General features: G+C 63.6%; 20 protein-coding genes. 13 read left to right on the forward strand and 7 right to left on the reverse strand.

Features of this window, described 5'->3' with window-relative positions; all coding sequences use genetic code 11:
* The first annotated feature begins 67 nt into the window (after positions 1-67).
* Entirely contained in the window at positions 68-472 is a 405-nt protein-coding gene (locus ACFSQT_RS24545) for a hypothetical protein (RefSeq protein ID WP_379022989.1), read from the forward strand.
* On the opposite strand, the gene ACFSQT_RS24550 is transcribed toward ACFSQT_RS24545, so the two are convergent.
* Positions 473-1,264 carry a gamma-glutamyl-gamma-aminobutyrate hydrolase family protein gene (locus tag ACFSQT_RS24550; protein WP_379022991.1) on the reverse strand — a complete coding sequence of 264 codons (792 nt, stop codon included), beginning with the start codon at positions 1,262-1,264 and terminating at the stop codon, positions 473-475.
* 244 nt (positions 1,265-1,508) lie between these two features.
* Between ACFSQT_RS24550 and ACFSQT_RS24555 the strand changes: the two genes are divergently transcribed.
* Complete coding sequence (locus ACFSQT_RS24555; RefSeq protein WP_379022993.1) at positions 1,509-2,618, forward strand: TRAP transporter substrate-binding protein; 1,110 nt, start codon at positions 1,509-1,511, stop codon at positions 2,616-2,618.
* Positions 2,619-2,675: 57 nt separating this feature from the next.
* On the opposite strand, the gene ACFSQT_RS24560 is transcribed toward ACFSQT_RS24555, so the two are convergent.
* From ACFSQT_RS24560 to ACFSQT_RS24580, 5 genes are all read right to left on the reverse strand, one after another.
* Positions 2,676-3,050, reverse strand: coding sequence for a VOC family protein (locus ACFSQT_RS24560; protein ID WP_379022995.1), 375 nt, complete (start codon positions 3,048-3,050; stop codon positions 2,676-2,678).
* A 282-nt stretch (positions 3,051-3,332) separates the two neighbouring features.
* Positions 3,333-4,361, reverse strand: a complete 1,029-nt coding sequence (locus ACFSQT_RS24565; protein ID WP_379023187.1) for a zinc-dependent alcohol dehydrogenase family protein — start codon at positions 4,359-4,361, stop codon at positions 3,333-3,335.
* A gap of 18 nt (positions 4,362-4,379) precedes the next feature.
* On the reverse strand, positions 4,380-6,155 hold the full coding sequence (locus ACFSQT_RS24570) for a TRAP transporter large permease (RefSeq protein ID WP_379022997.1): 1,776 nt from the start codon (positions 6,153-6,155) through the stop codon (positions 4,380-4,382).
* A complete protein-coding gene (locus tag ACFSQT_RS24575) occupies positions 6,152-6,736 on the reverse strand; it encodes a TRAP transporter small permease subunit (protein WP_379022999.1) in 585 nt (194 codons plus the stop codon). The genes ACFSQT_RS24570 and ACFSQT_RS24575 overlap by 4 nt, the downstream gene beginning before the upstream one ends.
* A gap of 187 nt (positions 6,737-6,923) precedes the next feature.
* Positions 6,924-7,829, reverse strand: coding sequence for a branched-chain amino acid ABC transporter permease (locus tag ACFSQT_RS24580; RefSeq protein ID WP_379023001.1), 906 nt, complete (start codon positions 7,827-7,829; stop codon positions 6,924-6,926).
* 137 nt (positions 7,830-7,966) lie between these two features.
* Between ACFSQT_RS24580 and ACFSQT_RS24585 the strand changes: the two genes are divergently transcribed.
* The 11 genes from ACFSQT_RS24585 to ACFSQT_RS24635 all read left to right on the forward strand — a co-directional run bounded on the left by ACFSQT_RS24585 (position 7,967) and on the right by ACFSQT_RS24635 (position 21,830).
* The gene (locus ACFSQT_RS24585) at positions 7,967-8,575 is read left to right on the forward strand and encodes a CGNR zinc finger domain-containing protein (protein WP_379023003.1); all 609 of its coding nucleotides are present in this window, start codon (positions 7,967-7,969) and stop codon (positions 8,573-8,575) included.
* Positions 8,568-9,104, forward strand: a complete 537-nt coding sequence (locus tag ACFSQT_RS24590; protein ID WP_379023005.1) for a hypothetical protein — start codon at positions 8,568-8,570, stop codon at positions 9,102-9,104. The genes ACFSQT_RS24585 and ACFSQT_RS24590 overlap by 8 nt, the downstream gene beginning before the upstream one ends.
* A 218-nt stretch (positions 9,105-9,322) precedes the next feature.
* A complete protein-coding gene (locus ACFSQT_RS24595) occupies positions 9,323-12,802 on the forward strand; it encodes an indolepyruvate ferredoxin oxidoreductase family protein (protein WP_379023007.1) in 3,480 nt (1,159 codons plus the stop codon).
* A 142-nt stretch (positions 12,803-12,944) separates the two neighbouring features.
* On the forward strand, positions 12,945-15,281 hold the full coding sequence (locus tag ACFSQT_RS24600; RefSeq protein WP_379023009.1) for a putative bifunctional diguanylate cyclase/phosphodiesterase: 2,337 nt from the start codon (positions 12,945-12,947) through the stop codon (positions 15,279-15,281).
* 317 nt (positions 15,282-15,598) lie between these two features.
* A complete protein-coding gene (locus ACFSQT_RS24605; protein WP_379023011.1) occupies positions 15,599-16,357 on the forward strand; it encodes an N-acyl amino acid synthase FeeM domain-containing protein in 759 nt (252 codons plus the stop codon).
* A 125-nt stretch (positions 16,358-16,482) separates the two neighbouring features.
* Complete coding sequence (locus ACFSQT_RS24610; RefSeq protein WP_013528205.1) at positions 16,483-16,632, forward strand: DUF3096 domain-containing protein; 150 nt, start codon at positions 16,483-16,485, stop codon at positions 16,630-16,632.
* Between the two features lie 146 nt (positions 16,633-16,778).
* Complete coding sequence (locus ACFSQT_RS24615; RefSeq protein ID WP_379023013.1) at positions 16,779-17,003, forward strand: aa3-type cytochrome c oxidase subunit IV; 225 nt, start codon at positions 16,779-16,781, stop codon at positions 17,001-17,003.
* A gap of 85 nt (positions 17,004-17,088) precedes the next feature.
* Positions 17,089-18,384, forward strand: a complete 1,296-nt coding sequence (locus ACFSQT_RS24620; protein ID WP_379023015.1) for a Re/Si-specific NAD(P)(+) transhydrogenase subunit alpha — start codon at positions 17,089-17,091, stop codon at positions 18,382-18,384.
* A complete protein-coding gene (locus ACFSQT_RS24625; protein WP_379023017.1) occupies positions 18,384-18,809 on the forward strand; it encodes a proton-translocating transhydrogenase family protein in 426 nt (141 codons plus the stop codon). The genes ACFSQT_RS24620 and ACFSQT_RS24625 overlap by 1 nt, the downstream gene beginning before the upstream one ends.
* A gap of 6 nt (positions 18,810-18,815) precedes the next feature.
* The gene (locus ACFSQT_RS24630) at positions 18,816-20,213 is read left to right on the forward strand and encodes an NAD(P)(+) transhydrogenase (Re/Si-specific) subunit beta (protein ID WP_379023019.1); all 1,398 of its coding nucleotides are present in this window, start codon (positions 18,816-18,818) and stop codon (positions 20,211-20,213) included.
* Positions 20,214-20,348: 135 nt separating this feature from the next.
* Entirely contained in the window at positions 20,349-21,830 is a 1,482-nt protein-coding gene (locus tag ACFSQT_RS24635; RefSeq protein ID WP_379023021.1) for a hypothetical protein, read from the forward strand.
* 15 nt (positions 21,831-21,845) lie between these two features.
* On the opposite strand, the gene gyrB is transcribed toward ACFSQT_RS24635, so the two are convergent.
* Complete coding sequence (gene gyrB / locus ACFSQT_RS24640) at positions 21,846-24,317, reverse strand: DNA topoisomerase (ATP-hydrolyzing) subunit B (protein ID WP_379023023.1); 2,472 nt, start codon at positions 24,315-24,317, stop codon at positions 21,846-21,848.
* Positions 24,318-24,411 lie beyond the last annotated feature (94 nt).

Raw genomic sequence — 24,411 nt, forward strand, 5'->3', positions numbered from 1 at the left:
CTTATTAACGCCCGCTTAACCCTTCGAAATCATTCTTCATCCTGTCCGTGTTCGGGAATGAAGAATGATGAAAACGCTTTCCCTGGTGATCGCCGCCGCCGCGCTGTTTGGCGGCTTTCAGCTGCTTCATGACGGCAGTTGGGAAAGTGCCGCCGATGAGGTCGCGCCGTCCAACAGCTTCAGGCTGGTGGCCAATGGCGACGAAGGCAACTGCGCGGTCACGCGCGGTGCTTCGGTTTCGGACGACCTGTCGCTGTTGACGGTGGCGCCGAACTGCCGCCGGCTGCTGCCCGGCATCGAGCGAGCAAAGTTCTGGCGCGAAAAACAGGATGGCACTGTCACCTTCAGCGCCAATGGTGTCGATCCGATCGTCACCTTCGCTGTCGCGGATGGTGACGGTTACGAATCCTATGCCCCGGCCGCGCCATTGCTGTCGCTGGCGGCCGCCGGTGACGGGAAGCCTGCTGACTGATTACTCGGCTGCGGCGCGCACACCGGCTTTCGCCGCGGCGTGCAGCCGCACGGCATCGCCGAAGGCACGGAAAATCTTGACCGAGTTGCTGTCCGACTTCACCCAATATTCCGGATGCCATTGCACGCCGACGGCGAAGGCGCGTGAGTCGCGCACCGAAACCGCCTCGACCGTGCCGTCGCCGGCGACCGCCTCGATCTGCAGTTTCGAGCCGAGCCGGTCGATCGCCTGGCGGTGCAACGAATTGACCTTGATGTCGCCGGCGCCGAACACGCCGGCCAGGCAGCTGCCTGGCTTGATCGAAACGGTCTGGTGGATGGCGAAGCGTTCGTCCTGATCGTCGCTCACCGGCGCGCGGTGATCGAACGAACCCTCGCGCTCCTGGATCTCGGTGCCCAGCGTGCCGCCCAGCGCCACGTTCATCTCCTGGATGCCGCGGCAGATGGCGAGCAGCGGCACGCCGCGCTCGATCGCCCTGCGGATCAGCGGCAGCATGGTGGCGTCGCGCGCCTGGTCATAGGGGCCATTGGCCTCGCTGGCGTCGCCGCCATAGCGCGAGGGGTGCACATTGGATTTCGAGCCGGTGACCATGACGCCGTCGACCGACGACAGGAGTTCATCGAAGTCGAGCCGGTCGCCGAACGATGGCACCAGCACCGGGAACACACCGGCGCCGACAATCGCAGCCTCCAGATATTGCTGCGGGGCGGCATGCCAGGTGTAGTTGTCGAACTGACGGACGTCGGTCGATATGGCGACGAGCGGCTGATGCATTTTGGCTCTGGTTTCCATGTGGGCAAGGGGTTCCTGCCCACAAAATAGGCGATCCGCCAGTATTTTTCCATGGCAAGTTTCAGCGTGTCGCATGGGCCACGCAATCGTCCGTTAGACTATAGTTGCAGGGCAGCTGGGCTTCGCCGTCAAATCGCGCCGCGGCGCTGGACTCGACTTCTTGCCCGTGTATTGTTTCGCGCGAACCGATACGGGAATCGAGGATTTCCCGAACATCGGTCTGGGTCCAAAAGGGAGGAGCTTCATGGATCGTCGTTCATTCATTCGCAAGGCTGGTGTTACAGGCGTCGGTGTCGCGGCGGCGGCGGCCACGCTGGCGGCGCCGGCAATAGCCCAGTCCAATCCCAAGGTGACATGGCGGCTCGCGTCGTCCTTCCCGAAGTCGCTCGACACCATCTATGGCGGCGCCGAGGTGTTTTCCAAGATGCTGTCGGAAGCCACCGACGGCAACTTCCAGGTCCAGGTCTTCGCCGCCGGTGAACTCGTGCCCGGCCTGCAGGCCGCCGACGCCACCACGGCCGGCACGGTCGAGGCCTGCCACACGGTGGCATATTATTACTGGGGCAAGGACCCGACATGGGCGCTCGGTGCGGCGGTTCCCTTTTCGCTCAACGCGCGCGGCATGAATGCCTGGCACTACCATGGCGGCGGCATCGACCTGTTCAACGAGTTTCTCGCCACGCAGGGCCTTTTCGGCCTGCCGGGCGGCAACACCGGCGTGCAGATGGGTGGCTGGTTCCGCAAGGAGATCAACACGGTCGCCGACATGTCCGGCCTCAAGATGCGCATCGGCGGGTTTGCCGGCAAGGTGGTGCAGAAGCTCGGCGTCGTGCCGCAGCAGATCGCCGGCGGCGATATCTATCCGGCGCTGGAAAAAGGCACCATCGACGCCGCCGAATGGGTCGGCCCGTATGACGACGAGAAGCTCGGCTTCTACAAGGTCGCGCCCTATTACTACTACCCCGGCTGGTGGGAAGGCGGCCCGACCGTCCATCTGATGTTCAACAAGGCGAAATACGACGAGCTCTCGCCGGCCTACAAGTCGCTGCTGCATACCGCCGCCCAGGCTGCCGACGCCAACATGCTGCAGAAATACGATTATCTGAACCCTGCGGCGGTCAAGCGGCTGGTGGCCGGTGGAGCGAAGCTGCGCCCGTTCAGCCAGGACATCATGGCCGCCTGCTTCGAAAAGGCGAACGAGGTCTATGCCGAAATGGAAGCCTCCAACGCGCCGTTCAAGAAGATTTGGGATTCGATCAAGGGCTTCCGCAAGGAGCACTATCTCTGGGCGCAGGTGGCCGAATACAACTACGACACCTTCATGATGGTCCAGCAGCGCAACGGCAAGCTGTAGACCGCGCATTGCCACCCTTGGAAAGACCCCGGGCCTGCTCGCCCGGGGTTTTTCATTTCAGGCTGGCGAGGAGCTGACCTCGACTAGGATTCCGCCGGGCGCACGGCAGTAGAAGGTGGTCGAATTGACGCCGCCGCGCATCAGCTCCTGAACCTCGCCCGGCGCGAGGCCCGCATCGGCAAGCTCGGCCTGCTTTGCATGCACAATGTCCGATTTGCCCACGAAGAAGCCGACGTGAAAACCGTCGGGATAGGTGGCGGGGTCTCCCTTGCCCGGCATCATCAGGTTGAGGGAAAAACCGTCGGTGCCGCGCAAGACCGCGAAGGCCTCCTTGCCGCGCATGGCGACAAGCTCGAAGCCGAAATGGCTGGTGAAAAAGCCGGCAAGAGCTGCGACTTCTGATGTAATGAGATTGGCATGGTTCAGTTTCATGGTCTTTGTCCTGTCGCGGGTTGAAATGCGGACAGGCTTGGCTGCAGACCGTGAACCGTCGGGGCGTGGCATCTGGAAATCCGGACATGACCCAACCGGCTCGCGGACTTTCACCTCGCTTGCCGGCCGCGGGTTCTCCCGCAAATCATGCGGTGAACAGGCCTCCGTTCAAAACGGAAGAGACCGGACTACCGAACCGGTCATGTCTTTTTCGGCGCGAACCCAATAGCCGATCGATGGGTTGCCGGCAAGCGCGCAAGGCCAAGCGACGGCCGTGGCGGCTCAGCCCGGATGCGGCACCACCAGCACCTTGACCTCGCCCGGCGCCGGCGGATTGGCGATCACCGCCGCCGCGTCTTCGAGCGCCACCTGCCTGGAGATCAGCCGGTCGATCTCGATTGCGCCCGATGCAATGAGCTCGGCGGCGCGGCGATGCGTGTAGGGATTGAGGAAGGAGCCGAGCACCTTCAATTCCCGGAACAAAAGGTCGAAAGGCTCGAATTCCGCTTTCATGCCTTGCGGCGTCACGCCGACGATGACGACCGTGCCGCCGGCGCGGGCCAGCCGCATCGACTGCTCGACGGTCTCGCGCACGCCCGCGCATTCGAAGACGACGTCGACACCGCCTGGCGCCAGGCCCGCTGGTCCGGCGACGGTATCGATGACATCTGCGGCGGTCGGATCGACCGTCGCCGTGGCGCCGAGATCCTCGGCGAGCGCGCGCCGCGAGGCTTGCCTGGTCGACAGGATGATGGTCGTGGCCCCGGCCAGACGCGCCAGCTGCACGATGAGCAGGCCGATCACGCCGCCGCCAAGCACGGCCACCGAGCTGCCTGGTCTGATTTCGGCCAGGTCCACGCCATGCAGGCAACAGCCGAGCGGTTCGCAGAAGGCACCATGCGTCGGCTTCAGGCTGGCAGGCAGGATGAAAGCCTGCTTCTGCGGCAAGGCAAGATATTCGGCAAAGCCGCCATCGCGATGAATGCCGATGGCGCGCAGTTTACTGCACAGGTTGACCCGTCCGGCATGACAGTGCGCGCAACGCCCGCAGGCGATGTTGGGGTCGCCGGTGACACGGTCGCCAACGGCAAAGCCCGATACGGACTTTCCGATCGCCTCGACGATGCCGGAGAACTCATGGCCGGGCGTCACCGGCGGCGTGCACGGAAACTCGCCGTGGAACAGATGCCGGTCTGTCCCACAGACGCCACAGGCTTCGATGCGCACCAGAAGCTCATCCGGGTCGATGTCGGGCTTGTCGACCTCGCGCAGGGCGATGCTGCCCACCGCTTCCAGCCGCACTGCTCTCATCATCGTCGCCATGCCGGTTCAGTTGAAGCTTGGCGGCTGCGACAGGTCCGGCTGCGGTGCCGCCGGTTTGGCCGGCGGCGTGTCGCCGAAATTCGGCGGTTGCGACAGATCAGGGGTGGCGGGAGCCGCCGGCACTGTGCCGCCGTCGGCCGACGGTGCGGCGAGCGGCGACAGGCCGGGCACTTCCGGCACCTTGTAGTCGATGGTGCCGGGATCGACCACCGTGCCCTTGTAATGCATCACCATTTGCGGGAAGGCGATGGTCAGCCCGATCATGATCACCTGGATGCAGACGAAGGGCACCGCGCCCCAATAGATCTGTCCCGTGGTCACCGGTTCGATCTTTTTGCCGGTGATGCGGTCGAGATAGGGCACGCGGGCGGCGACCGAGCGCAGGTAGAACAGCGCGAAGCCGAAGGGCGGATGCATGAAGCTGGTCTGCATGTTGACGCCCAGAAGCACGCCGAACCAGATCAGGTCGATGCCGAGCTTGTCGGCGGCCGGTGCCAACAGTGGCACGATGATGAAGGCGAGTTCGAAGAAGTCGAGGAAGAAGGCCAGGAAGAAGACGAGGAGGTTGACGCCGATCAGGAAGCCGATTTCGCCGCCCGGCAGCGAGGTCAGCAAGTGTTCGACCCAGATGTGGCCGTTCACGCCGTAGAAGGTGAGCGAGAACACCCGCGCGCCGATCAGGATGAACAGGACGAAGGACGACAGCCGCGTCGTCGAGGTCAGTGCCTGCTTGACCACGTCCAGCGACAGCCGCCCCTTTGCCGCCGCCATGATCAAGGCGCCGACGGAACCCATGGCGCCGCCCTCCGTCGGGGTGGCGATGCCGAGGAAGATGGTGCCCAGCACCAGGAAGATCAGCGCCAGTGGCGGGATCAGCACGATGATCACCTGCTGCGCCAGCCTGGACATCATGTTGAAGTTCAGGCGTTTGTCGGCAATTGCCACGACGTAGATGAACAGCACGCCTGCAGTGGCGCCGAGAATGTCGGCATTGTCGCCATGCGCCGGCGCGAGATAGCGATACGCTGCGTAGGAAATCGCCAGCGCGACCAGCAACGCCACCAGCAGCGACAGAACGCCGTGGCCGAGCGTACGGGCCTCCAACGGCAGCGCCGGCACCGACGCCGGCCGGACGATCGACATGATCAGGATGTAGAGCGCGTAGAGGCCGGTCAGCACCAGGCCCGGGATCAGCGCGCCCGCATACATGTCGCCGACCGAGCGGCCGAGCTGATCGGCCAGCACGATCAGCACCAGCGATGGCGGGATGATCTGGGCGAGCGTGCCGGATGCCGCGATGACACCGGATGCCAGCCGGCGGTCATAACCGTAGCGCAGCATGATCGGCAGCGAGATCAGGCCCATGGCAATGACGGATGCCGCCACCACGCCGGTGGTTGCCGCCAGCAGCGCGCCGACGAAGATCACCGCATAGGCAAGGCCGCCGCGGATCGGTCCGAACAGCTGGCCGATCGTGTCGAGCAGGTCTTCGGCCATGCCCGATCGTTCAAGCACGATACCCATGAAGGTGAAGAACGGAATGGCAAGCAGCGTGTCGTTCGACATCACCCGGCTGCCGTAGAAATTATCCGGCAGTGCGTGCAGAAGCGGCCAGGCGAGATTGATCGATCCACCGGAATAGGGCGAGAGGAGCACGCCGATGAAGAAGAACATCAGGCCGTTGGCGGCCAGCGAAAACGCGACGGGGTAGCCGATCAGCAGGAAGATGATCAGCGAGGCGAACATGATCGGCGCCATGTTCTGGGCGATGAACTCCATCATGAGCGCACCTCGTCGGCCAACGCCTTGGCTTCGAGTTCGGCCTGCTCATGCGCCGATATGAACGGATTGGGGTCGTCCATGTCGCCGCGCATGATGGCGATCTTCTTGATGATCTCGGAGATGCCCTGCAGGGCGAGCAGGAAAAAGCCGACGAGCAGGATGGCCTTGGCCGGCCAGATGATCAGCCCGCCGGAGTTGTTGGACATCTCGCCGCTGCGAAACGACAGCGACACATAGGGAACGAAATAGATCACCATCAGCGTCACGAACGGCATCAGGAAGAGGATGTGGCCGAGAAGGTCGATCCAGTGCTGCACGCGGCGCGAAAACATGCCGTAGACGATGTCGATGCGGATATGTTCGTTCTGCTTCAGCGTATAGGCGGCCGCCAGCATGAAGGCGGCGCCGAATAGATACCACTGCAGTTCGAGCCACGCGTTCGAGGATACGTCGAAGACCTTGCGGATGACGGCGTTGGCGGCGCTGACCAGGATCGCCAGCAGGATCAGCCACGACACCCATTTGCCGATGAATTCGGTCGCGCGATCAATGGTCCTGGATAGAGCGAGAAGCCCTGCCATGCGTTCCTCCCTGATGTCGGAGGCGTGCCGGCTCCCCCTTTGTCCCGTCACGCCACGTGGCCCAACGGTATGCCGTGTGTGGCCGGACGGGTCAACAAGGATAGAGGCAGCAAAGTGCCGTCGCACGGAAGGGCAGTGCCGGGTACCGGGGATCTACCCCGCGTCATGCAACCAAAGTCTGATGTCCTCAGGCAATTTTACCGGTGTCGCGGCCTGCACCGATCAGCACCAGCGTGGCGACCAGGAACAGATACATCCAGGCGTCGCGCCATTCGACTGGGAAATAGCCGGCCCACAATGATTCGGCCATGCCGAAGGCCGCCGCACCCAGCGCCGCGCGCGGCGGCGAGAGATAGCCGCCGACCGCCGTCACGAACAGGATCTTCAAGCCGTAGACAAGGCCGGAGCCGAAACTGACATTGCCGTAATAAAGGCCGGCCATGACGCCTGCCAGCGCGGCGCAGAAACCGCCGAACAGCACCGCATGCCGAAACACAGCGCGCACGTCGACGCCGCACATCGCGGCAGCCTTGGGATCGTCGGAGACGGCGCGCCAGCGCCGGCCGAAGCTCGATCGGGCAAATGCCCAGGCGGCCAGCGCGATCGCCGCCAGCACCACCGCGCAGTCGATCAGCTGGATGAGGGTCAGCGTTGCCTTGAAGCTCGCATCCTGCGCGAAAACGACGGGCTGCGCCAGCATCGGCGGCAGCCACAGATCATGGGTGTCGGCGGCGATGCGGCTTGCCTCCGACAACAAAAGCAGGATGCCGAGCGTCGTCACCACGATCGCATTGGGCGAGCGGTCGGCCAACGGTTCGAAGACGCTGCGCGACAGGACGTGGCTGATCAGCGCGGCATAGAGGAAAGCCATGACGATGCCGAGTGCCACCGCCGCAAGCAGCGTCAGCCACAGCACCTGATAGCCGAAGGCCGCGGTGAGGATCATCGTCTGGCCGCAAAAGGCAAACATCGCGCCATAGGCAAGATTGGTGCGGTGCAGGATTCCGTTGGTCAGCACGTAGCCGAAGGCGAGCAGAGCGTAGAGCGCTCCCGAATGCAGGCCGTTCAGCATCTGCTGGAAGAAATAGAGCATGCAAAACCTCAGATCATGCCGAAGCGACTGACGTGACGACGACATGCTCAAAAAAGGCCGCGGGAACCGCATCCCAGCGAAGGTTTGCATCGCTGAATCTAACTTGTCAAATGCGATTTATCGGTTAGATTTTTGACATGACGGTATCCTGGACCCCACACCGCTTCACCGGCGGCCTGCTTGCCCTCGACACGGCGAACACCGTGGTGCTGCGCGGCGATCCGCAGCGAACCTTCGATCGCTTCGACGATCCGGCCGAGATCGCCCGCTTCGCCGATGCGGCGAGCGGCTTTCGCGCAACCGAGCTGGGCGACAGGCCACTGGCGGTATCGTCGCCGGTGGCGATCGCGCCCGTCGTGCTGTCGATCCGCGAGGCGACCGACCGGCTGTTTCGCGGCGCGGTGTCGAACGGCGCGGTCGCCACCGCCGATCTGCCCGGGTTCCTGACGGCCTGCGCGGAGGGGCTGGCTGGCAGCCGGACCGAGATCGGTGCGCCGGGAAGGCCGTTCGGCGACCCGGTGACGCCGATCGCCTTCGAGGCGGCGCTGGCGGTTTCCGCCCTGTCGCTGCTGCGCGACGACACCGTCGCAAGGCTCCGGATCTGTCCCAACTGCACCTGGCTATTCGTCGACAGAAGCCGCAATTCCAGCCGCCTTTGGTGCGACATGGCGGTGTGCGGCAACCGTCAGAAGGCGAGTCGTCACTACCGCCGCCGCATGGCGGCCAATGAGGTCAAGGATGCTTAGAGGTCTTTCCCGTACGATCGTCGTCGGCGCTGCCCTGATCGCCGCCATTGCGCTCGGCGCCTGCCGCGATACCGGCAACGACGACGGCAAGCTGTTCGAGATTTCCGGCAAGATATTCGTCTTCAACTACCGTCTCGCCAGGGCGACCTATGTCGTCACGCTGCGGCCCCTGCGCCCGATGGGAGACGGCCAGGTAGCGGTCGCCAGCTTCCAGGATCCCGCCGGCGGCGCGCCTTTGGTGGTCGAGCAGAAAGTCTGGCCGAAGCTCGACAAGGTGACCCTGGAGAGCCCGGCCCTGACCTGCATCGTCAAGAACAAGCCCTATGCGATTGCCATCAGCATCAAAGGTGCCGACGGCGCGATCCTGCAGAAGATCGACACCACCTTGATGTCGACGGAAGACCAGTCGGTGCTGCCCGACCGGCCGCTGGTCATCGACCAGCTCTACACGGCCAATCCCGATCTCGTCGGCCACCCTGACGGCAAGTTGCCGGGCGAACCGAAGCCGGATTGCTCGAAGGGCATCTGACGCATCGCCGCCAGATCCGGCCGCGCAGAAATTTCGTGCGCCGGGCAACGTCCGCGGATCGGTTTTGCACCCGATTCGAGATGGCCACGACCGTTCGTTGCGCGTTGCCTGGTACCTTCGATTTTGTTTGACCTGCCTTGCAAGGGGAGAAAGGATGCGTCATCCGACTCCGAACGTTGGCTGCCTGCCCCGCGCGGCCTCCGCAGAGGAAATGCCCGATGACGCTGCATGATGTCGCGCTCGACGACAAGTTCGACCTCTCGAAGGAGCGCGTCTTCCTGTCCGGTGCGCAGGCGGTCATCCGCATGCTTCTGATGCAGCGCGAGCGCGACCGTCGCGCCGGCCTCAACACGGCGGGATTCGTCTCCGGCTATCGCGGCTCGCCGCTCGGCGGCCTCGACATGCAGCTGTGGAAGGCGAAGAAGCAGCTCGCCCAGGCCGACATCGTCTTCCAGCCCGGCCTCAACGAGGAGCTTGCCGCCACCGCTTGCTGGGGATCGCAACAGACGGAACTGCTGGGCGAGGGCACCCATGATGGCGTTTTTTCGGTCTGGTACGGCAAGGGGCCGGGCGTCGATCGTTCAGGAGACGTGTTCCGCCATGCCAATCTCGCCGGCTCGTCCAGGCATGGCGGTGTGCTGGCCCTGATGGGCGACGACCACATGGCCGAATCCTCGACCAATGCGCACGCCACCGAATTCCTGTTCGTCGACACCATGGTGCCGATCCTCAACCCGGCCGGCGTCCAGGAGATCATCGACTACGGGCTCTACGGCTTTGCCATGTCGCGCTTTGCCGGCACCTGGGCGGCGATCAAATGTGTCAAGGACAACATCGAATCGACGGCTTCGGTCGATGCCGCGCTCGAACGGCTGAACATCGTCGTGCCGGAATTCGACATGCCGCCCGGCGGCCTCAACATCCGCCACGAGATCGACATGCTCGGCCAGGAGGAGCGGCTGCATGAACACAAGCGCGCCGCGGCCTCCGCCTTCATCCATGCCAACGGGCTGAACCGCATCGTCTATTCGGGTGGCCGCAACCCGAAGCTCGGCATCATCACGCTGGGCAAGAGCTATCTCGATGTCCGCCAGGCGCTGGAGGACATCGGCATCGACGAAGCTGCGGCCAACCGCATCGGCGTGCGGCTGTTCAAGGTCGGCTGCCCCTGGCCGCTCGACCTGCATCACATCGCTGACTTTGCCCGTGGCCTCGACACCATCGTCGTCGTCGAGGAGAAGCGCTCGCTGATCGAGGTGCAATTGCGCGAGAGCCTTTACGGCACCGCCACGCAGCCGGTCATCGTCGGCAAGAAGGACGAGCGCGGCGACTGGCTGTTCCCGGCCAAGGGCGCGCTCGACCCCAACGAGATCGCCATCGAGCTTGGCGACAGGATCATCAGGACCATCGGCCCGTCGGAAGAAATTTCGGCGCGGGTGGCAAAGCTGCGCCAGTTCCAGGCGATGCTGGCGGATGCTACCGACATCGGCTCGCGCACGCCCTTCTTCTGTTCCGGTTGCCCGCACAATTCCTCGACCAAGGTGCCGGACGGCTCGATCGCCGCTGCCGGCATCGGCTGCCACTTCATGGCGTTATGGATGGACCGCAACACCCTTGGCTTCACGGCGATGGGCGGCGAGGGCGCGCAATGGGTCGGCCAGGCGCCGTTCTCGAAGCGCGACCACATCTTCCAGAATCTCGGCGACGGCACCTACAACCATTCCGGCACGCTGGCGATCCGCTTCGCGCTGTCGACCGACGCCAACATCACCTACAAGATCCTCTACAACGACGCCGTCGCCATGACCGGCGGCCAGCCGCACGAAGGCGGGCTGACCGTCGACATGATCGCCAGGCAGGTGCGGGCCGAAGGTGTCGCGCGCATCGCCATCGTCACCGATGAGCCGGATAAATATGCCGGCAAAGCCGAATTCCCGGCCGGCGCCACCATCCATCACCGCGACGACCTCGATCTCGTCCAGCGCGAGTTGCGTGGCGTCCAAGGCGTATCGGTGCTGCTCTACGACCAGACCTGCGCCGCCGAAAAGCGCCGCCGCCGCAAGCGCGGCACCTTTCCCGATCCCGACAAGCGGGTCTTCATCAACGAACTGGTCTGCGAGGGCTGCGGCGATTGCGGCGTGCAGTCGAACTGCGTCTCGATCCAGCCGGTCGAGACCGAGTTCGGCCGCAAGCGCAGGATCGACCAGTCGAGCTGCAACAAGGACTTCTCCTGCGTCAACGGCTTCTGCCCGTCCTTCGTCACCGTGCACGGCGCCAAGATCCGCAAGGCCGAAGGCACGGCCGGCAAGGCCGACCCGCTCGAGGGTGTGCCGACGCCAGCCGAATTTCCGCTTGGCGAGCAGGGCTGGGCGGCGATCATCGATGGCGTCGGCGGCACCGGCGTCGTCACCGTCGGTGCGGTGCTCGGCATGGCGGCCCACCTCGAGGACAAGGGCTGCGGCATGATCGACATGGCCGGTCTCGCCCAGAAGGGCGGCTCGGTGTTCACCCACGTCCGCATTGCCCGCACGCCCGACGACATCCATGCCATCCGCGTCTCGGCCGGCAAGGCCGATCTCGTGCTGGGCTGCGATCTCGTCGTGTCGGGCGCCAAGAAGGTGCTGACCGCGGTGCGCGAGGGCCACACCATATTTCTCGCCAACACCGCCGAGATCATGCCCGGCGAATTTGCCCGGTCGGCCGATTTCTCGTTGCCGGTCGAGCGCCTGAAGAAGGCGATCCGGACCGCCGCCGGCGACGACAAGGCGCATTTCTTCGACGCCACGCGCACCGCCACGGCGCTGTTCGGCAACTCGCTCGGCGCCAACATGTTCATGCTCGGCTTTGCCTTCCAGCACGGCGGCCTGCCGCTGTCGGCCGAGGCCGTCGAGAAGGCGATCGAGCTCAATGGCCAAGCCGTGGCGATGAACATCGCCGCCTTCCGCTGGGGCCGCCGTGCCGCCCATCAGCCGGATTTCGTGCGCGGCCTTGTCGCCCAGCCGGACAAGACAGGGGAGGCTGCGGCGGTCGCCGAGACGCTGGACGACATCATTGCCCGCCGCGTCGCATTCCTGACCGCCTATCAGAATGCGGCTTACGGCAGGCGCTATGCCGAAAGGCTCGCCGTCTTGCGCGCCGCCGAAGCCAAGGCCGTGCCGGGTTCGACCGCGGTGTCGGAGGCCGCCGCCAAGAACCTGTTCAAGCTGATGGCGATCAAGGACGAGTACGAGGTGGCGCGGCTCTATACCGACGGCTCCTTCGCCGCCGAACTGGGCAAGCAGTTCCAGAGCTACGAGAAACTCGAATTCCATCTCGCGCCGCCGATCATGGGCCGCCGCGGCAATGACGGCAAACCGCGGAAGTCGAGCTTCGGTCCCTGGATGATGAAGGGATTTCGCCTGCTGGCGGCGATGAAGGGCCTGCGCGGCACCGCCTTGGACCTGTTCGGCTACACCGCCGAGCGGCGCATGGAGCGGCAGCTTCTCGCGCAATACGAAGCGGATCTGGAGCTCGTCGCCAGATCGCTGGCGCCGGCCAGGGTCGATGCGGCGATTGCCCTCGCGTCGGTGCCGGCCCTCATTCGCGGCTATGGCCACGTCCGACAGGCCAGCGCCGTAAAGGCCGCCGGCGAACGCCAAAGGCTGCTCGAACGCCTGTCGAGCACGCCGGCACGGCCGAAACTTCAGGCCGCCGAATGATCGATACGCCTTGTTTACCTGAAGCCGGGTTTCTCGGCAGATCCTGCATTTGTGTGTCTTCGGCAACCGAGCCCAAGCCGCTGTTCTAAGCCTTTCTTAAGGCGGACGTGACATGACAGGGCTTAGCGTTGGGCCGACGATAATGGGCAGAACAAAGACCGAAAACATCCCGGCGGATGTTTATATCCAGTTTGTGCGGTCGTTGTTCGACAACGCCCACATGCTGGTGATCGGCGGCGCATGCTATTGGATCCTCGGATTGATGATCTACTTGCGAACGCACAATCCGTTGTTCCTGGCTTTTTCTTTTGCTCTGCTGTCCATCAGCCTTTTTCGTTACTTCGGCATTCGCGGCTTCCGCAAGGCGGGCGGTGTCATAGCCAATGTCGACGAGGCGCGGCGGTGGGAACGCAACTACATCCTCAAGGGCAGCCTGCAGGGCCTCGGGTTGGGCGCGTTATGCTTCATATCGATCTATGTATATCCTGATCCCTTTGCCGAACTGGCGGCGACGTCGCTGGCCATTGCTACCTTGGTCACGGTTGTCGGCCGGAACTACGGATCTCCGCTCATGGTGCGGATTTTTTCCGTGACCTTCATTGGCCCGGCAGCACTTGCTCTCTTGCTGCGCATGGATCTCCCCTCGGTCGTTCTTGGGTTGATGATCATCCCGATGACTTTCATCACGATCAACAGCGCTGACCACGTCCGCAACGTGCTTTTCTCCGCGGTCATCGGCCACAAGGAAGCGGGGAAGCTGGCGCGCAGGTTCGATCGCGCCCTCAACACCATGTCGCACGGCCTTGTCATGCTTGGCCCGGACGGCCGCGTGGCGGTGGCCAATGCCGAGGCCGCGCATCTGATGTCGCTGAAGTCGCCGGATGCGCTGCTCGGGCGGTCGATCCATGGTCTTTTGATGCGCGGTGTCGCCGGCGGCATGCTGGCGCCGAAGGATTGCCGCTACATCGAGGCCCAGCTGACGCGCGCCCTGCGCGAGGGCCGCGACCGCAAGGTGCTGGTTTCCCTCGCCAACGGCCAGCACTATGAATTCTCGGCTCGCGAAGGTAGCCAGGAGCTGGGCGTCATCACTTTCGAGGACGTCACCGCCCGTGTTGAGGCGGAAGACAAGATCCGCTTCATGGCACGCTACGACAACCTCACCGGCCTGCCCAACCGCGCCTATTTCCACGAACTGGTCGGCGAGGCCATGGCGTCCGGCGACCTCGACCGTCTCTGCGGGCTGGCGGTGCTCGACCTCGACGATTTCAAGAGCGTCAACGACACGCTTGGACATCCGATCGGCGACGGGTTGATCTACGCCGTCGCCGAGCGGCTTGCCGCGATTGCCGGGCAAGGCATCACGGTCAGCCGCTTTGGCGGCGACGAATTCATGATTTTCTTCGACCGCGTCGAGGATGAGAGCCATCTGACCAGCCAGCTCGACGAGATTTTCGTCGGCCTGCACGGGGAGGTCGACGTCGCCGGCCACGGGCTGCGCATCCAGGCCAGCGGCGGTGCGGTGCTGTCACGGGTCAAGGATACTGATGTCGACGCCATGATCGTCAAGGCTGACCTGGCGCTCTACAAGGCCAAGGAACTCGGCAAGAACAGCTGGCGGCTGTTCGAGGCCTCGATGGATGCCGCCTTCCGCAACCGTCAGCTGATGAAGGCGGATCTGCGCACGGCCGTCGAAAGCAAGGCCCTGCGGGTGGTCTATCAGCCGATCGTGGCGATGAACACCATGCGTATCGCCAGTTGCGAGGCGCTGTGCCGGTGGGACCATCCCGATCTCGGGCCGATCTCGCCCAGCATCTTCATTCCGCTGGCCGAGGAAATGGGCATCATTTCCGAGATCAGCACCTTCGTGCTGCAGGCGGCCTGCACTGAATGCGCCAAATGGCCGGACCAGACCAGCGTCTCGGTCAATCTCTCGGCCAAGGATTTCCGCAGCCGCGACGTCATCCAGAAGGTTCGCGACGCGTTGACCGGCTCCGGCCTCGCCGCTGGCCGGCTGGAGATCGAGGTCACCGAAACGGCGCTGCTCGACGACAAGTCGCTGACACGCCAGTACATCGAGGAGCTGAAGCAGCTTGGCGTGCGCATCGCGCTCGACGATTTCGGCACCGGCTATTCGAGCCTGAGCTACCTGCACAAGCTGCCGCTCGACAAGATCAAGATCGACCGTTCGTTCCTGATCGACGTCACTCAAAACAGCCGCTCGCTCGAACTGCTCAAGGGCATCGTCAATCTGTCGCGACCGCTCGGACTTTCCGTGACCGTCGAAGGTGTCGAGACCTTCGAGCAGCTCAAGATCCTGGCCTTGCAGGTCAAACCGGATCTCGTGCAAGGCTTCCTCTTCGGTGCCGCGCTTAGTGCGTCGGGCATCGAGACGATGTCGAGTGTCACCTGGCCATTCGCCGCGGACCTGCGTCCCACCAGCAAACGGACGCCAGTTAGAGCAATTCTAGCAAAAGTGTGAAACGCTTTTCCCCGGGAAATTGCGTTAAAACAAAGAGATAGAGCGGTTCGGCGTTTTCCGTGAAACGATGGCTGGGCCACGGGATTGAGGCGCGCCTGGCACGCGATTGCGAAGACCGCATCGATGTCTCGGAAGGCCATGGTCCACATCGCCCTTGGCGGCATCCTTCTCACGCGAATTACTCACCAATAGACATCTCAAACGGTCGGCCGCCTGTTAAGGTTAACAGAAGGTAAATCAAGACTATCGAAATTTCGGCTTGTGTCTCATTTCAGCTCGACTAGCCTATTCGCAGGCGGAATTTTCGAGGACAGACAATGGATGCTGCAGTGAACGCGTCGGGCGGCGTCCGTACACATGGCGATTCGGTGCTGAATCGATCGATCATGCAACTGCTGGAGCATGTCGATTATCGCCTCATTACGGGCGGCGAGGATTTGGAGGCGATCTATCGGCTTCGCTACAAATCCTACCTGCGCTCAGGCATGTGCGGTCCGATCGCCAGCGGGATGTTCGAGGATCGCTGGGACAATCTGCCCAATTCCTACCGGTTCGGTGTCTATTGCTATGGCGAATTGGTCAGCACGATCCGCTTCCATTACATTTCTCGCGAGCACCCGTATTCGCCCTCCGTCGATGCCTATCCGGAAATACTGATCGAGCGACTTGCCCGCGGAGAAACTTTCATCGACGGAACCCGGTTCGCCACCGATCCCGACAGCGCGCCGGCGCCCGGAGTGCTGCCTTTTCTGACACTCAGGCTTGCCATGGTGGCCTCGCTCTATTTCGGCCAGAACTCGGTGCTGACGCCGGTCAAGGTCGAGCATTCCAATTTTTATTCCCGTTATTTCAATGCCGTGCAGAGGACCGAGGCCAAGGAATTTCCGGGCGTTCTTACCGGGATCGCCCTGTTCGAAATCCCTGCCGGCGAAAATATGCGGCTGACACTCGAACGGTTCCCATTCTTCAGGTCGACGCCGACGGAACAGCGGCTGATGTTTGCCAATCCGGCCATCAACCGATTGACACCTTTGTCCATCGTGCCGACAGCGAAATACTATCGCGAAGCCGCCTGAGGCTTCGCGCTTTTCTTGAAAGCGCTCGGAGCTTTCCGGCCACATCCGCGTTCTGAATGGCGGCGGTGCGTCGTTGCCGCTGACTTTGTCATCATTTCAGACGGATCTGTCAGAAGGAACCCGACATGACCATTTCCACGCTTGCGCTCACCCCGCTGATCTCGCTGATTGCCGGCGTGCTGATCCTCGTGATGCCAAGGCTGTTGAACTACATCGTCGCGCTCTATCTGATCGTCGTCGGACTGCTCGGGCTTTTCCCGCATCTAGCCGGCTGACAGGGTCGCCGGGTGCCAGCTTGTGGTCGGCGCCGGCTTCAATTTTCCTTTGAGGCAGTTGTCGACTGCGATGCGGCAATAGCGCCATTGCTCTCGGCCCAGCTTTTCGGTATGTGCCTGAAAGATGTCTTCGAAGGGGTATTGCTATGGCTGATCATGCGCCGACCGGTCCTGTCGAACTGGGTGCGAAGATGGACTACGCCGAGCATGACCGCACCTATGCGGGCTTTCTCAGGCTGGCCAAATACGGATCGCTCTTCTGCGGCGCCCTGCTCCTGGCAATGGCTTTCGGCTTCTTCGCGGGCGGCTTCTTTTCGGCGACCGTCCTGTTCATTCTGATTCTGGCCATCGGCGCCCTTATCCTCCGATAGATTTTTCCGACACCTTGTCCACGGCGCCGCCGCGAGGCCGGTCGGCGTCTTGCGGGAAACAGCTTCCGGCCGAAAGGATCATGCGGTGGGACAGACGGTTTTCATCCCTCGTGAACTCGATGCCAACGAGCCGCGCGTCGCCGCTTCGCCCGATACGGTGAAACGTCTGGCCGGGCTTGGCTTCGACATCGTCGTCGAGACCGGTGCCGGCACGCGGTCGCGCATCCCCGACGAGGAATTCGCCAAAGCCGGTGCCGCCATCGGCAAGGCTGACGCCGTCGCCAAGGCTGATGTGGTGTTGAAAGTGCGCCGGCCGACGGATGCCGAGCTGAAGAGCTACAGGCCCGGTGCGGCGGTCATCGCCATCATGGATCCCTACGGCAATGATGCTGCGGTGGCAGCCCTTGCCAAGGCCGGCGTCACCGCCTTCTCGATGGAGTTCATGCCGCGCATCACCCGTGCCCAGTCGATGGATGTGCTGTCCTCACAGGCCAATCTTGCCGGCTACCAGGCGGTCATCGACGGCGCTTCGGAATATGATCGCGCCTTGCCGATGATGATGACGGCGGCGGGCACGGTGCCGGCGGCGAAAGTCTTCATCATGGGCGTCGGCGTCGCCGGCCTGCAGGCGATCGCCACCGCCCGCCGGCTGGGCGCGGTCGTCACCGCGACCGACGTTCGCCCCGCCGCCAAGGAACAGGTCGCCTCGCTCGGCGCAAAGTTCCTCGCGGTCGAGGACGAGGAGTTCAAGGCCGCCGAGACGGCCGGCGGTTACGCCAAGGAAATGTCGAAGGAATATCAGGCCAAGCAGGCGGCACTCACCGCCGAGCATATAGCCAAACAGGACATCGTCATCACCACGGCGCTTATTCCCGGCAGGCCGGCGCCTAAACTGGTGTCGGCGGCGATGGTCGCGTCGATGAAGCCGGGTTCGGTGATCGTCGACCTCGCCGTCGAGCGTGGCGGCAATGTCGAGGGTGCCGAGGTTGGCAAGGTCGTGACGACGGCCAACGGGGTCAAGATCGTCGGCCACCTCAATGTGCCCGGCCGCGTCGCCGCATCCGCCTCGCTGCTCTATGCCAGGAACCTGTTCGCCTTCCTTGAGACGCTGGTCGACAAGGCGACGAAGACGCTTGCCATCAATCGCGACGACGACCTGGTCAAGGCGACGATGCTGACCGACGGCGGCAAAGTCGTGCACCCGGCCTTCGCAAAGGCCGACCAGCAGCCGCCAAAGGGCCAACATGTCGAGCCGGCCGCAGTCCCGGCCACGACCATCGTCGCCGACGCTTCGGCCAAACCGTCTGCGCCCAAGAAAGCCGCGTCGAAGAAACCGGCCGCAGCCAAGTCGCCCTCGTCGAAGTCGAAAGGCATTGCGTGATGGATGAGACCCTGCAGAAAGCCCTCGACCAGCTTGATCAGGCGACTGCTGCCGTTCGGCTGGCGGTGCAGAACATGGCGACGGCGCCCGGCGGTGCCGAGGCGGCGGGTGGTGCCGCGCACGCGCTGTCCGGCGGCGCCATCGATCCCTTCGTCTTCCGCTTCGCCATTTTCGTGCTGGCGATCTTCGTCGGCTATTACGTCGTCTGGTCGGTGACCCCTGCGCTGCACACGCCGCTGATGGCCGTCACCAACGCCATCTCCTCGGTCATCGTCGTCGGCGCGCTGCTTGCCGTCGGCATCGCCGCCTCCGGCATTGCCGCCGGCTTCGGCTTCGTCGCGCTGATGCTGGTCTCGGTCAACATCTTCGGCGGCTTCCTCGTCACCCAGCGCATGCTGGCCATGTACAAGAAGAAGGACAAGTAGAGCGCCATGAACGCCAACTTCGCGTCCTTCCTCTACCTCGTCTCCGGCGTCCTGTTCATCATGGCGCTGCGCGGCCTGTCGCATCCGACCACCAGCCGCCAGGGCAACCTCTACGGCATGATCGGCATGGGCATCGCCATCGCCACCACGCTGGCGCTGGCAACCCCGTCGGCCGGCCGCTTCGGTCTCATCGTTCTCGGTCTGCTGATCGGCGGCTCGGTCGGCGCCGTCACCGCGCGCCGCATCGCCATGACCTCGATGCCGCAGCTGGTCGCTGCCTTCCACTCGCTGGTCGGCCTTGCCGCCGTCATGGTGGCCGCCGCCGCCATCTACGCCCCGGAAAGCTTTGGCATCGGCACGGCGGGCGACATCCATGCCCAGGCCCTGATCGAGATGAGCCTTGGCGTCGCCATCGGCGCCATCACCTTCACCGGCTCGGTCATCGCCTTTTTGAAACTCGATGGCCGCATGTCCGGCAAGCCGATCATGATCGGCGGCCGCCACTTCATCAACGCCGCGCTTGGCATCGCGCTGATCGTGCTGATCGTGCTTCTGGTCACCACCGAGTCCAAGCTGGTGTTCTGGCTGATCGTCGCCGCCTCGCTGGTGTTGGGCATCCTGCTCATCATCCCGATCGGCGGCGCCGACATGCCGGTCGTCGTCTCGATGCTGAATTCCTATTCTGGCTGGGCAGCGGCCGCACTCGGCTTCACGCTCGGCAATCTGGCGCTGATCATCACCGGCGCGCTGGTCGGCTCGTCCGGCGCGATCCTGTCCTACATCATGTGCAAGGGTATGAACCGGAGCTTTATCTCGGTCATCCTTGGCGGCTTCGGCGGCGAGACGGCGGCAGCGGCTGACGACGGCATCGAGCGCACGGTCAAGCAGGGTTCGGCCGACGACGCCGCCTATCTGATGATGAACGCACAGAAGGTCATCATCGTGCCGGGCTACGGCATGGCGGTTGCCCAGGCGCAGCATGCGCTGCGCGAAATGGCTGACAAGCTCAAGGCCAACGGCGTCGACGTGAAGTACGCCATTCATCCGGTCGCCGGCCGCATGCCCGGCCACATGAACGTGCTGCTCGCCGAAGCCAACGTGCCCTATGACGAGGTGTTCGAGCTCGAGGACATCAACTCGGAGTTCGCCCAGGCCGATGTCGCCTATGTCATCGGCGCCAACGACGTCACCAACCCATCCGCGCGGGATGACAAAAGCAGCCCCATCTACGGCATGCCGATCCTCGACGTCGACAAGGCGCGCACCTGCCTGTTCGTGAAGCGTTCGCTCGGCTCCGGCTATGCAGGTATCGACAACACGCTGTTCTACAAGGACGGCACCATGATGCTGCTCGGCGACGCCAAGAAGATGACCGAGGAAATCGTCAAGGCCATGGATCACTGATCAGGGATCAGCATTGGGACACGCCAAGAAAAAGCCCGGCCCCGCGCCGGGCTTTTTCTTGGCTTGATGGCTGTTTCGGGGCTACGATAATGTATTCCCGTCCTGCCGACGGGCTTTTCGTCAACGGAGACGTTGGTGCCCGACTCTGTTGCATCGCCGGCCACCGCAAAAGCGCCGCGCAAGCTCAGCCAGGCGGTGGTGATCGTGCATGGCATGGGCGAACAGCGGCCCATGGATACGCTGCGGGGCTTTGTTCAGGCTGTCTGGAGCTATGACCCCACCCGCGCGCCGTTTTATGCCCATGTGGCCGATCCGGCCGACCCCGCTGGCGCGCAGATCAACCAGAGCTGGATCACACCCGATAGCCGCACAAACTCGTACGAACTTCGCCGGATCACCACGCCCTACGATGTCGATGGCCGTCGCACCGATTTCTACGAGCTTTACTGGGCCGACATCACGCAGGGCACGACACGGGGCCGGCTTGCCGCCTGGGTGACAAATCTGCTCTGGCGCAAGCCCGCCGACATTCCGCGCGACGCCCGCAAGCTCTATCTCGTCACGCTTTTTGCCGTCATCGTCGTTCTCGGCGCGACGCTGGCGCTCGCGACGTCGGTTCGGCAAGGCTATATGTCTTGGGGCGCCGGCGTTCTCGTCACGACCCTGGCCTCGTTCATCATCTGGTCGGTGGATCGGTTTGGCCTCCCCTATTTCGGCGATGTCGCGGCCTATGTGCGTGCGGAAGCGGCGACGGTCGAGAAGCGCGCGCTGGTCCGCGATCGCGGCCTGAGGCTGCTGAGGGGTCTGATGATGGACGATGCCTACGACCGGATCGTACTCGTCTCGCACAGCCTTGGGTCGATGATCGCCTATGATCTGTTGCAGATATTGTGGTCCGATTTCAGGCCCCGAAGACTGGAGGCCATCCGCGACAAGGCGAAACTGAAGGCGATCCGGGCCCTCGACAAGGCCACGCTGGTTGCCGATGGTTCTGCATGGCCCGACAGGCTGGATGATCTCGCCGGCTTCCGGCGCGATCAGTGGGAGCTCTACCGGCAGCTGCGCACCAGGGATGCCGACCATCCACTGCCGTGGAAGATCAGCGATTTCGTCACGCTTGGCAGTCCGCTGACCCATGGCGAATTTCTGGTGACCTACAATCTCGCCGAATTCAGGCGGGGCATTGCCGAGCGGCTGTTCTCGGCATGCCCGCCGATTGCCGAAGGGGCAGCGGCCGGCGGCACCGTCCTCTATCAGGAAGGGCGCAGTCCTTCAGGCAAACCGCAGCGTGCGGTGCATCATGGCGCGGTGTTTGCCGCGACGCGGTGGACCAACATCTTCGACAGCGGCAATGGCTGGTTGACCGGCGATCCGATTTCCGGACCGATGGCGGAGAATTTCGGCCCCGGCGTGGAGAATGTTCAGGTCGAATTGCGCGGTTCCCTCGGCCGCATCTTCACGCATACGCTTTATTGGTCGCTGGCGGCGACCGGCGTCGAGGTCACTGTGCCGGTTGGCGTTGCGTCGCGCTCGCACCTTGCCGTGCTGCGCGACGCTGTCGACCTCGGTCGCAAGCTGGAGCCGGGCCGGCCACCGCCGGCGAGTCCGCAAGCGTAGAAACGAACTCGGAGATCAAATATCCAGGTTGGCGACAGACAGCGCGTTGTCCTGGATGAACTCGCGCCTCGGTTCGACCTCGTCGCCCATCAGCCGCGAGAACAGCGAGTCCGCGTCGGTGGCGTCATTGACCTTGACCTGCAGCAGCGAGCGCACATTCGGGTCGAGCGTGGTTTCCCAGAGTTGTTCGGCGTTCATCTCGCCGAGACCCTTGTAGCGCTGCATGGTCAGGCCCTTGCGGCCGGTCGCAAAGACCGCGTTGAGCAGCGCCAGCGGCCCCGAGATGGTTTCGGTGACATCCTTGCGGCGCAGCACCGGTGGCGTCCCGTAGACGTCGCTGAGGCGCTGTGCGTAGCGGTCGAGCTGGCGGGCGTCCGCCGAATTGATCAGCGCCAGGTCGAGATGCGCGTATTCCTTGACGCTGCGCACCGTGCGCTCGAACACATAACCACCGACGCCTTCATTCGAGGTCGACATGCGGCCGGTCCAACCGCGCTCGGTGTCCTCGGCGATGATGTCCAGGCGTTTCGCAATCCGCTCGGCCATGGCATCGGCGCTGCCGAGATCGGCAAAGACATCCGGGTTGAGCCCGCCAGCGATCGCCGCCTGCTCGACCACGCCTCTGCTGTAGCGCGTGTGCAGGCCGTTGATCAGCTGGCGCACCGCCAGCGCATCGTCGATGGCGCTGCGCAGGTCCTGTCCGGCGCGCACCTCGCCCGAGCCCAGCGAAAGCGATGCTTCCTCCAGCCCTGAGCCGATCAGGAACTCCTCGAACGCGCTCTCGTCCTTGATGTATTGCGAGCTCTTGCCGCGCGTCACTTTGTAGAGCGGCGGCTGGGCGATGTAGAGATGGCCGCGCTCGATCAGCTCCGGCATCTGACGGAAGAAGAAGGTCAGCAGCAAGGTGCGGATGTGGGCGCCGTCGACGTCGGCGTCGGTCATCAGGATGATCTTGTGGTAGCGCAGCTTGTCGGCGTTGAACTCGTCCTTGCCGATCGAGGTGCCGAGCGCGGTGATCAGCGTGCCGATCATGTCGGAGCCGAGCATGCGGTCGAATCGCGCCCGCTCGACATTGAGGATCTTGCCGCGCAAGGGCAGGATCGCCTGGTTCTGGCGCGAACGCCCACCCTTGGCCGAGCCACCGGCGGAATCGCCCTCGACGATGAAGATTTCGGATTTCGCCGGGTCGCGTTCCTGGCAATCGGCCAGCTTGCCGGGCAGCGAAGTGACGCCGAGCGAACTCTTGCGGGTGATGTCGCGCGCCTTGCGCGCCGCTTCACGGGCCGCCGCGGCCTGGATCACCTTCTCGACGACCACCTTGCCCTCGGTCGGGTGTTCTTCCAGCCAGGTGCCGAGCGCCTCGTTGACCAGCCCTTCGACCACCGGACGGACTTCCGATGAGACCAGTTTGTCCTTGGTTTGCGAGGAGAATTTCGGGTCGGGAACCTTGACCGAAAGCACCGCCGTCAGGCCCTCGCGGCAGTCGTCGCCGATCAGCGAGACCTTTTCCTTCTTGGTCAGGCCCGAGGAATCGCCATAGCCGGTGATCTGACGGGTCAGCGCGCCGCGGAAGCCGGCCAGGTGGGTACCGCCGTCGCGCTGCGGAATGTTGTTGGTGAAGGCCAGCACGTTCTCGTGGTAGCTGTCGTTCCACCACATCGCCACTTCGACGGTGATGCCGTCACGCTCGGCCTTGATGGCGATCGGCTTGTCGATCAGCGGTTTCTTGACCCGGTCGAGATATTTGACGAATTCCTCGAGCCCGCCATCATAGTGCAGCTCGTGGCGCACAATGTCGGCATGGCGGGCATCGGTCAAAACGATGCGCACGCCGGAATTGAGGAAGGCGAGCTCGCGCAGCCGGTGTTCCAGCGTGCCGAAGTCGAACTCGACCATGGTGAAGGTCTCGGCCGACGGGAAGAAGGTGATCTCGCTGCCGCTGCGTCCCTCATAGGTGCCTGGCTGCTTGTTCTGGTCGTAGCTGCCGGTCACCTTCAACGGCGCGTCCGCATTGCCATGCGTGAAGCTCATCTCGAAGGTCTGGCCGTTGCGGCGGATCTTCAATTTCAGCCACGCCGACAGGGCGTTGACCACCGAGACACCGACGCCATGCAGGCCGCCCGACACCTTGTAGGAGTTCTGGTCGAACTTGCCGCCGGCATGCAGCTGCGTCATGATCACTTCGGCTGCGGAAATGCCTTCGCCGGTGTGGATATCGGTCGGAATGCCACGGCCATTGTCGATCACCGTGACCGAACCATCGGGGTTGAGCGTCACGGTGACTAGGTCGGCATGACCGGCCAGCGCCTCGTCGATGGCGTTGTCGACCACCTCATAGACCATGTGGTGCAGGCCGGAACCGTCGTCGGTGTCGCCGATATACATGCCGGGGCGTTTGCGGACAGCATCCAACCCCTTCAAAACCTTGATGGAATCGGCGCCGTATTCGGCTTCAGCGCCGTTGTTGTTCTCGATCTGGTCGCTCATGAAAACCTGTTGTCTGGATGCCGCTGGCGCGGCGCTGAAAATCGGGCCCCGAATCGCGCCTCTGATATGGACTAGATATAGGCGCTAAAGGCGG

It is taken from the genome of Mesorhizobium calcicola (genome assembly GCF_042682105.1).
Classification (GTDB): Bacteria; Pseudomonadota; Alphaproteobacteria; order Rhizobiales; family Rhizobiaceae; genus Mesorhizobium; species Mesorhizobium calcicola.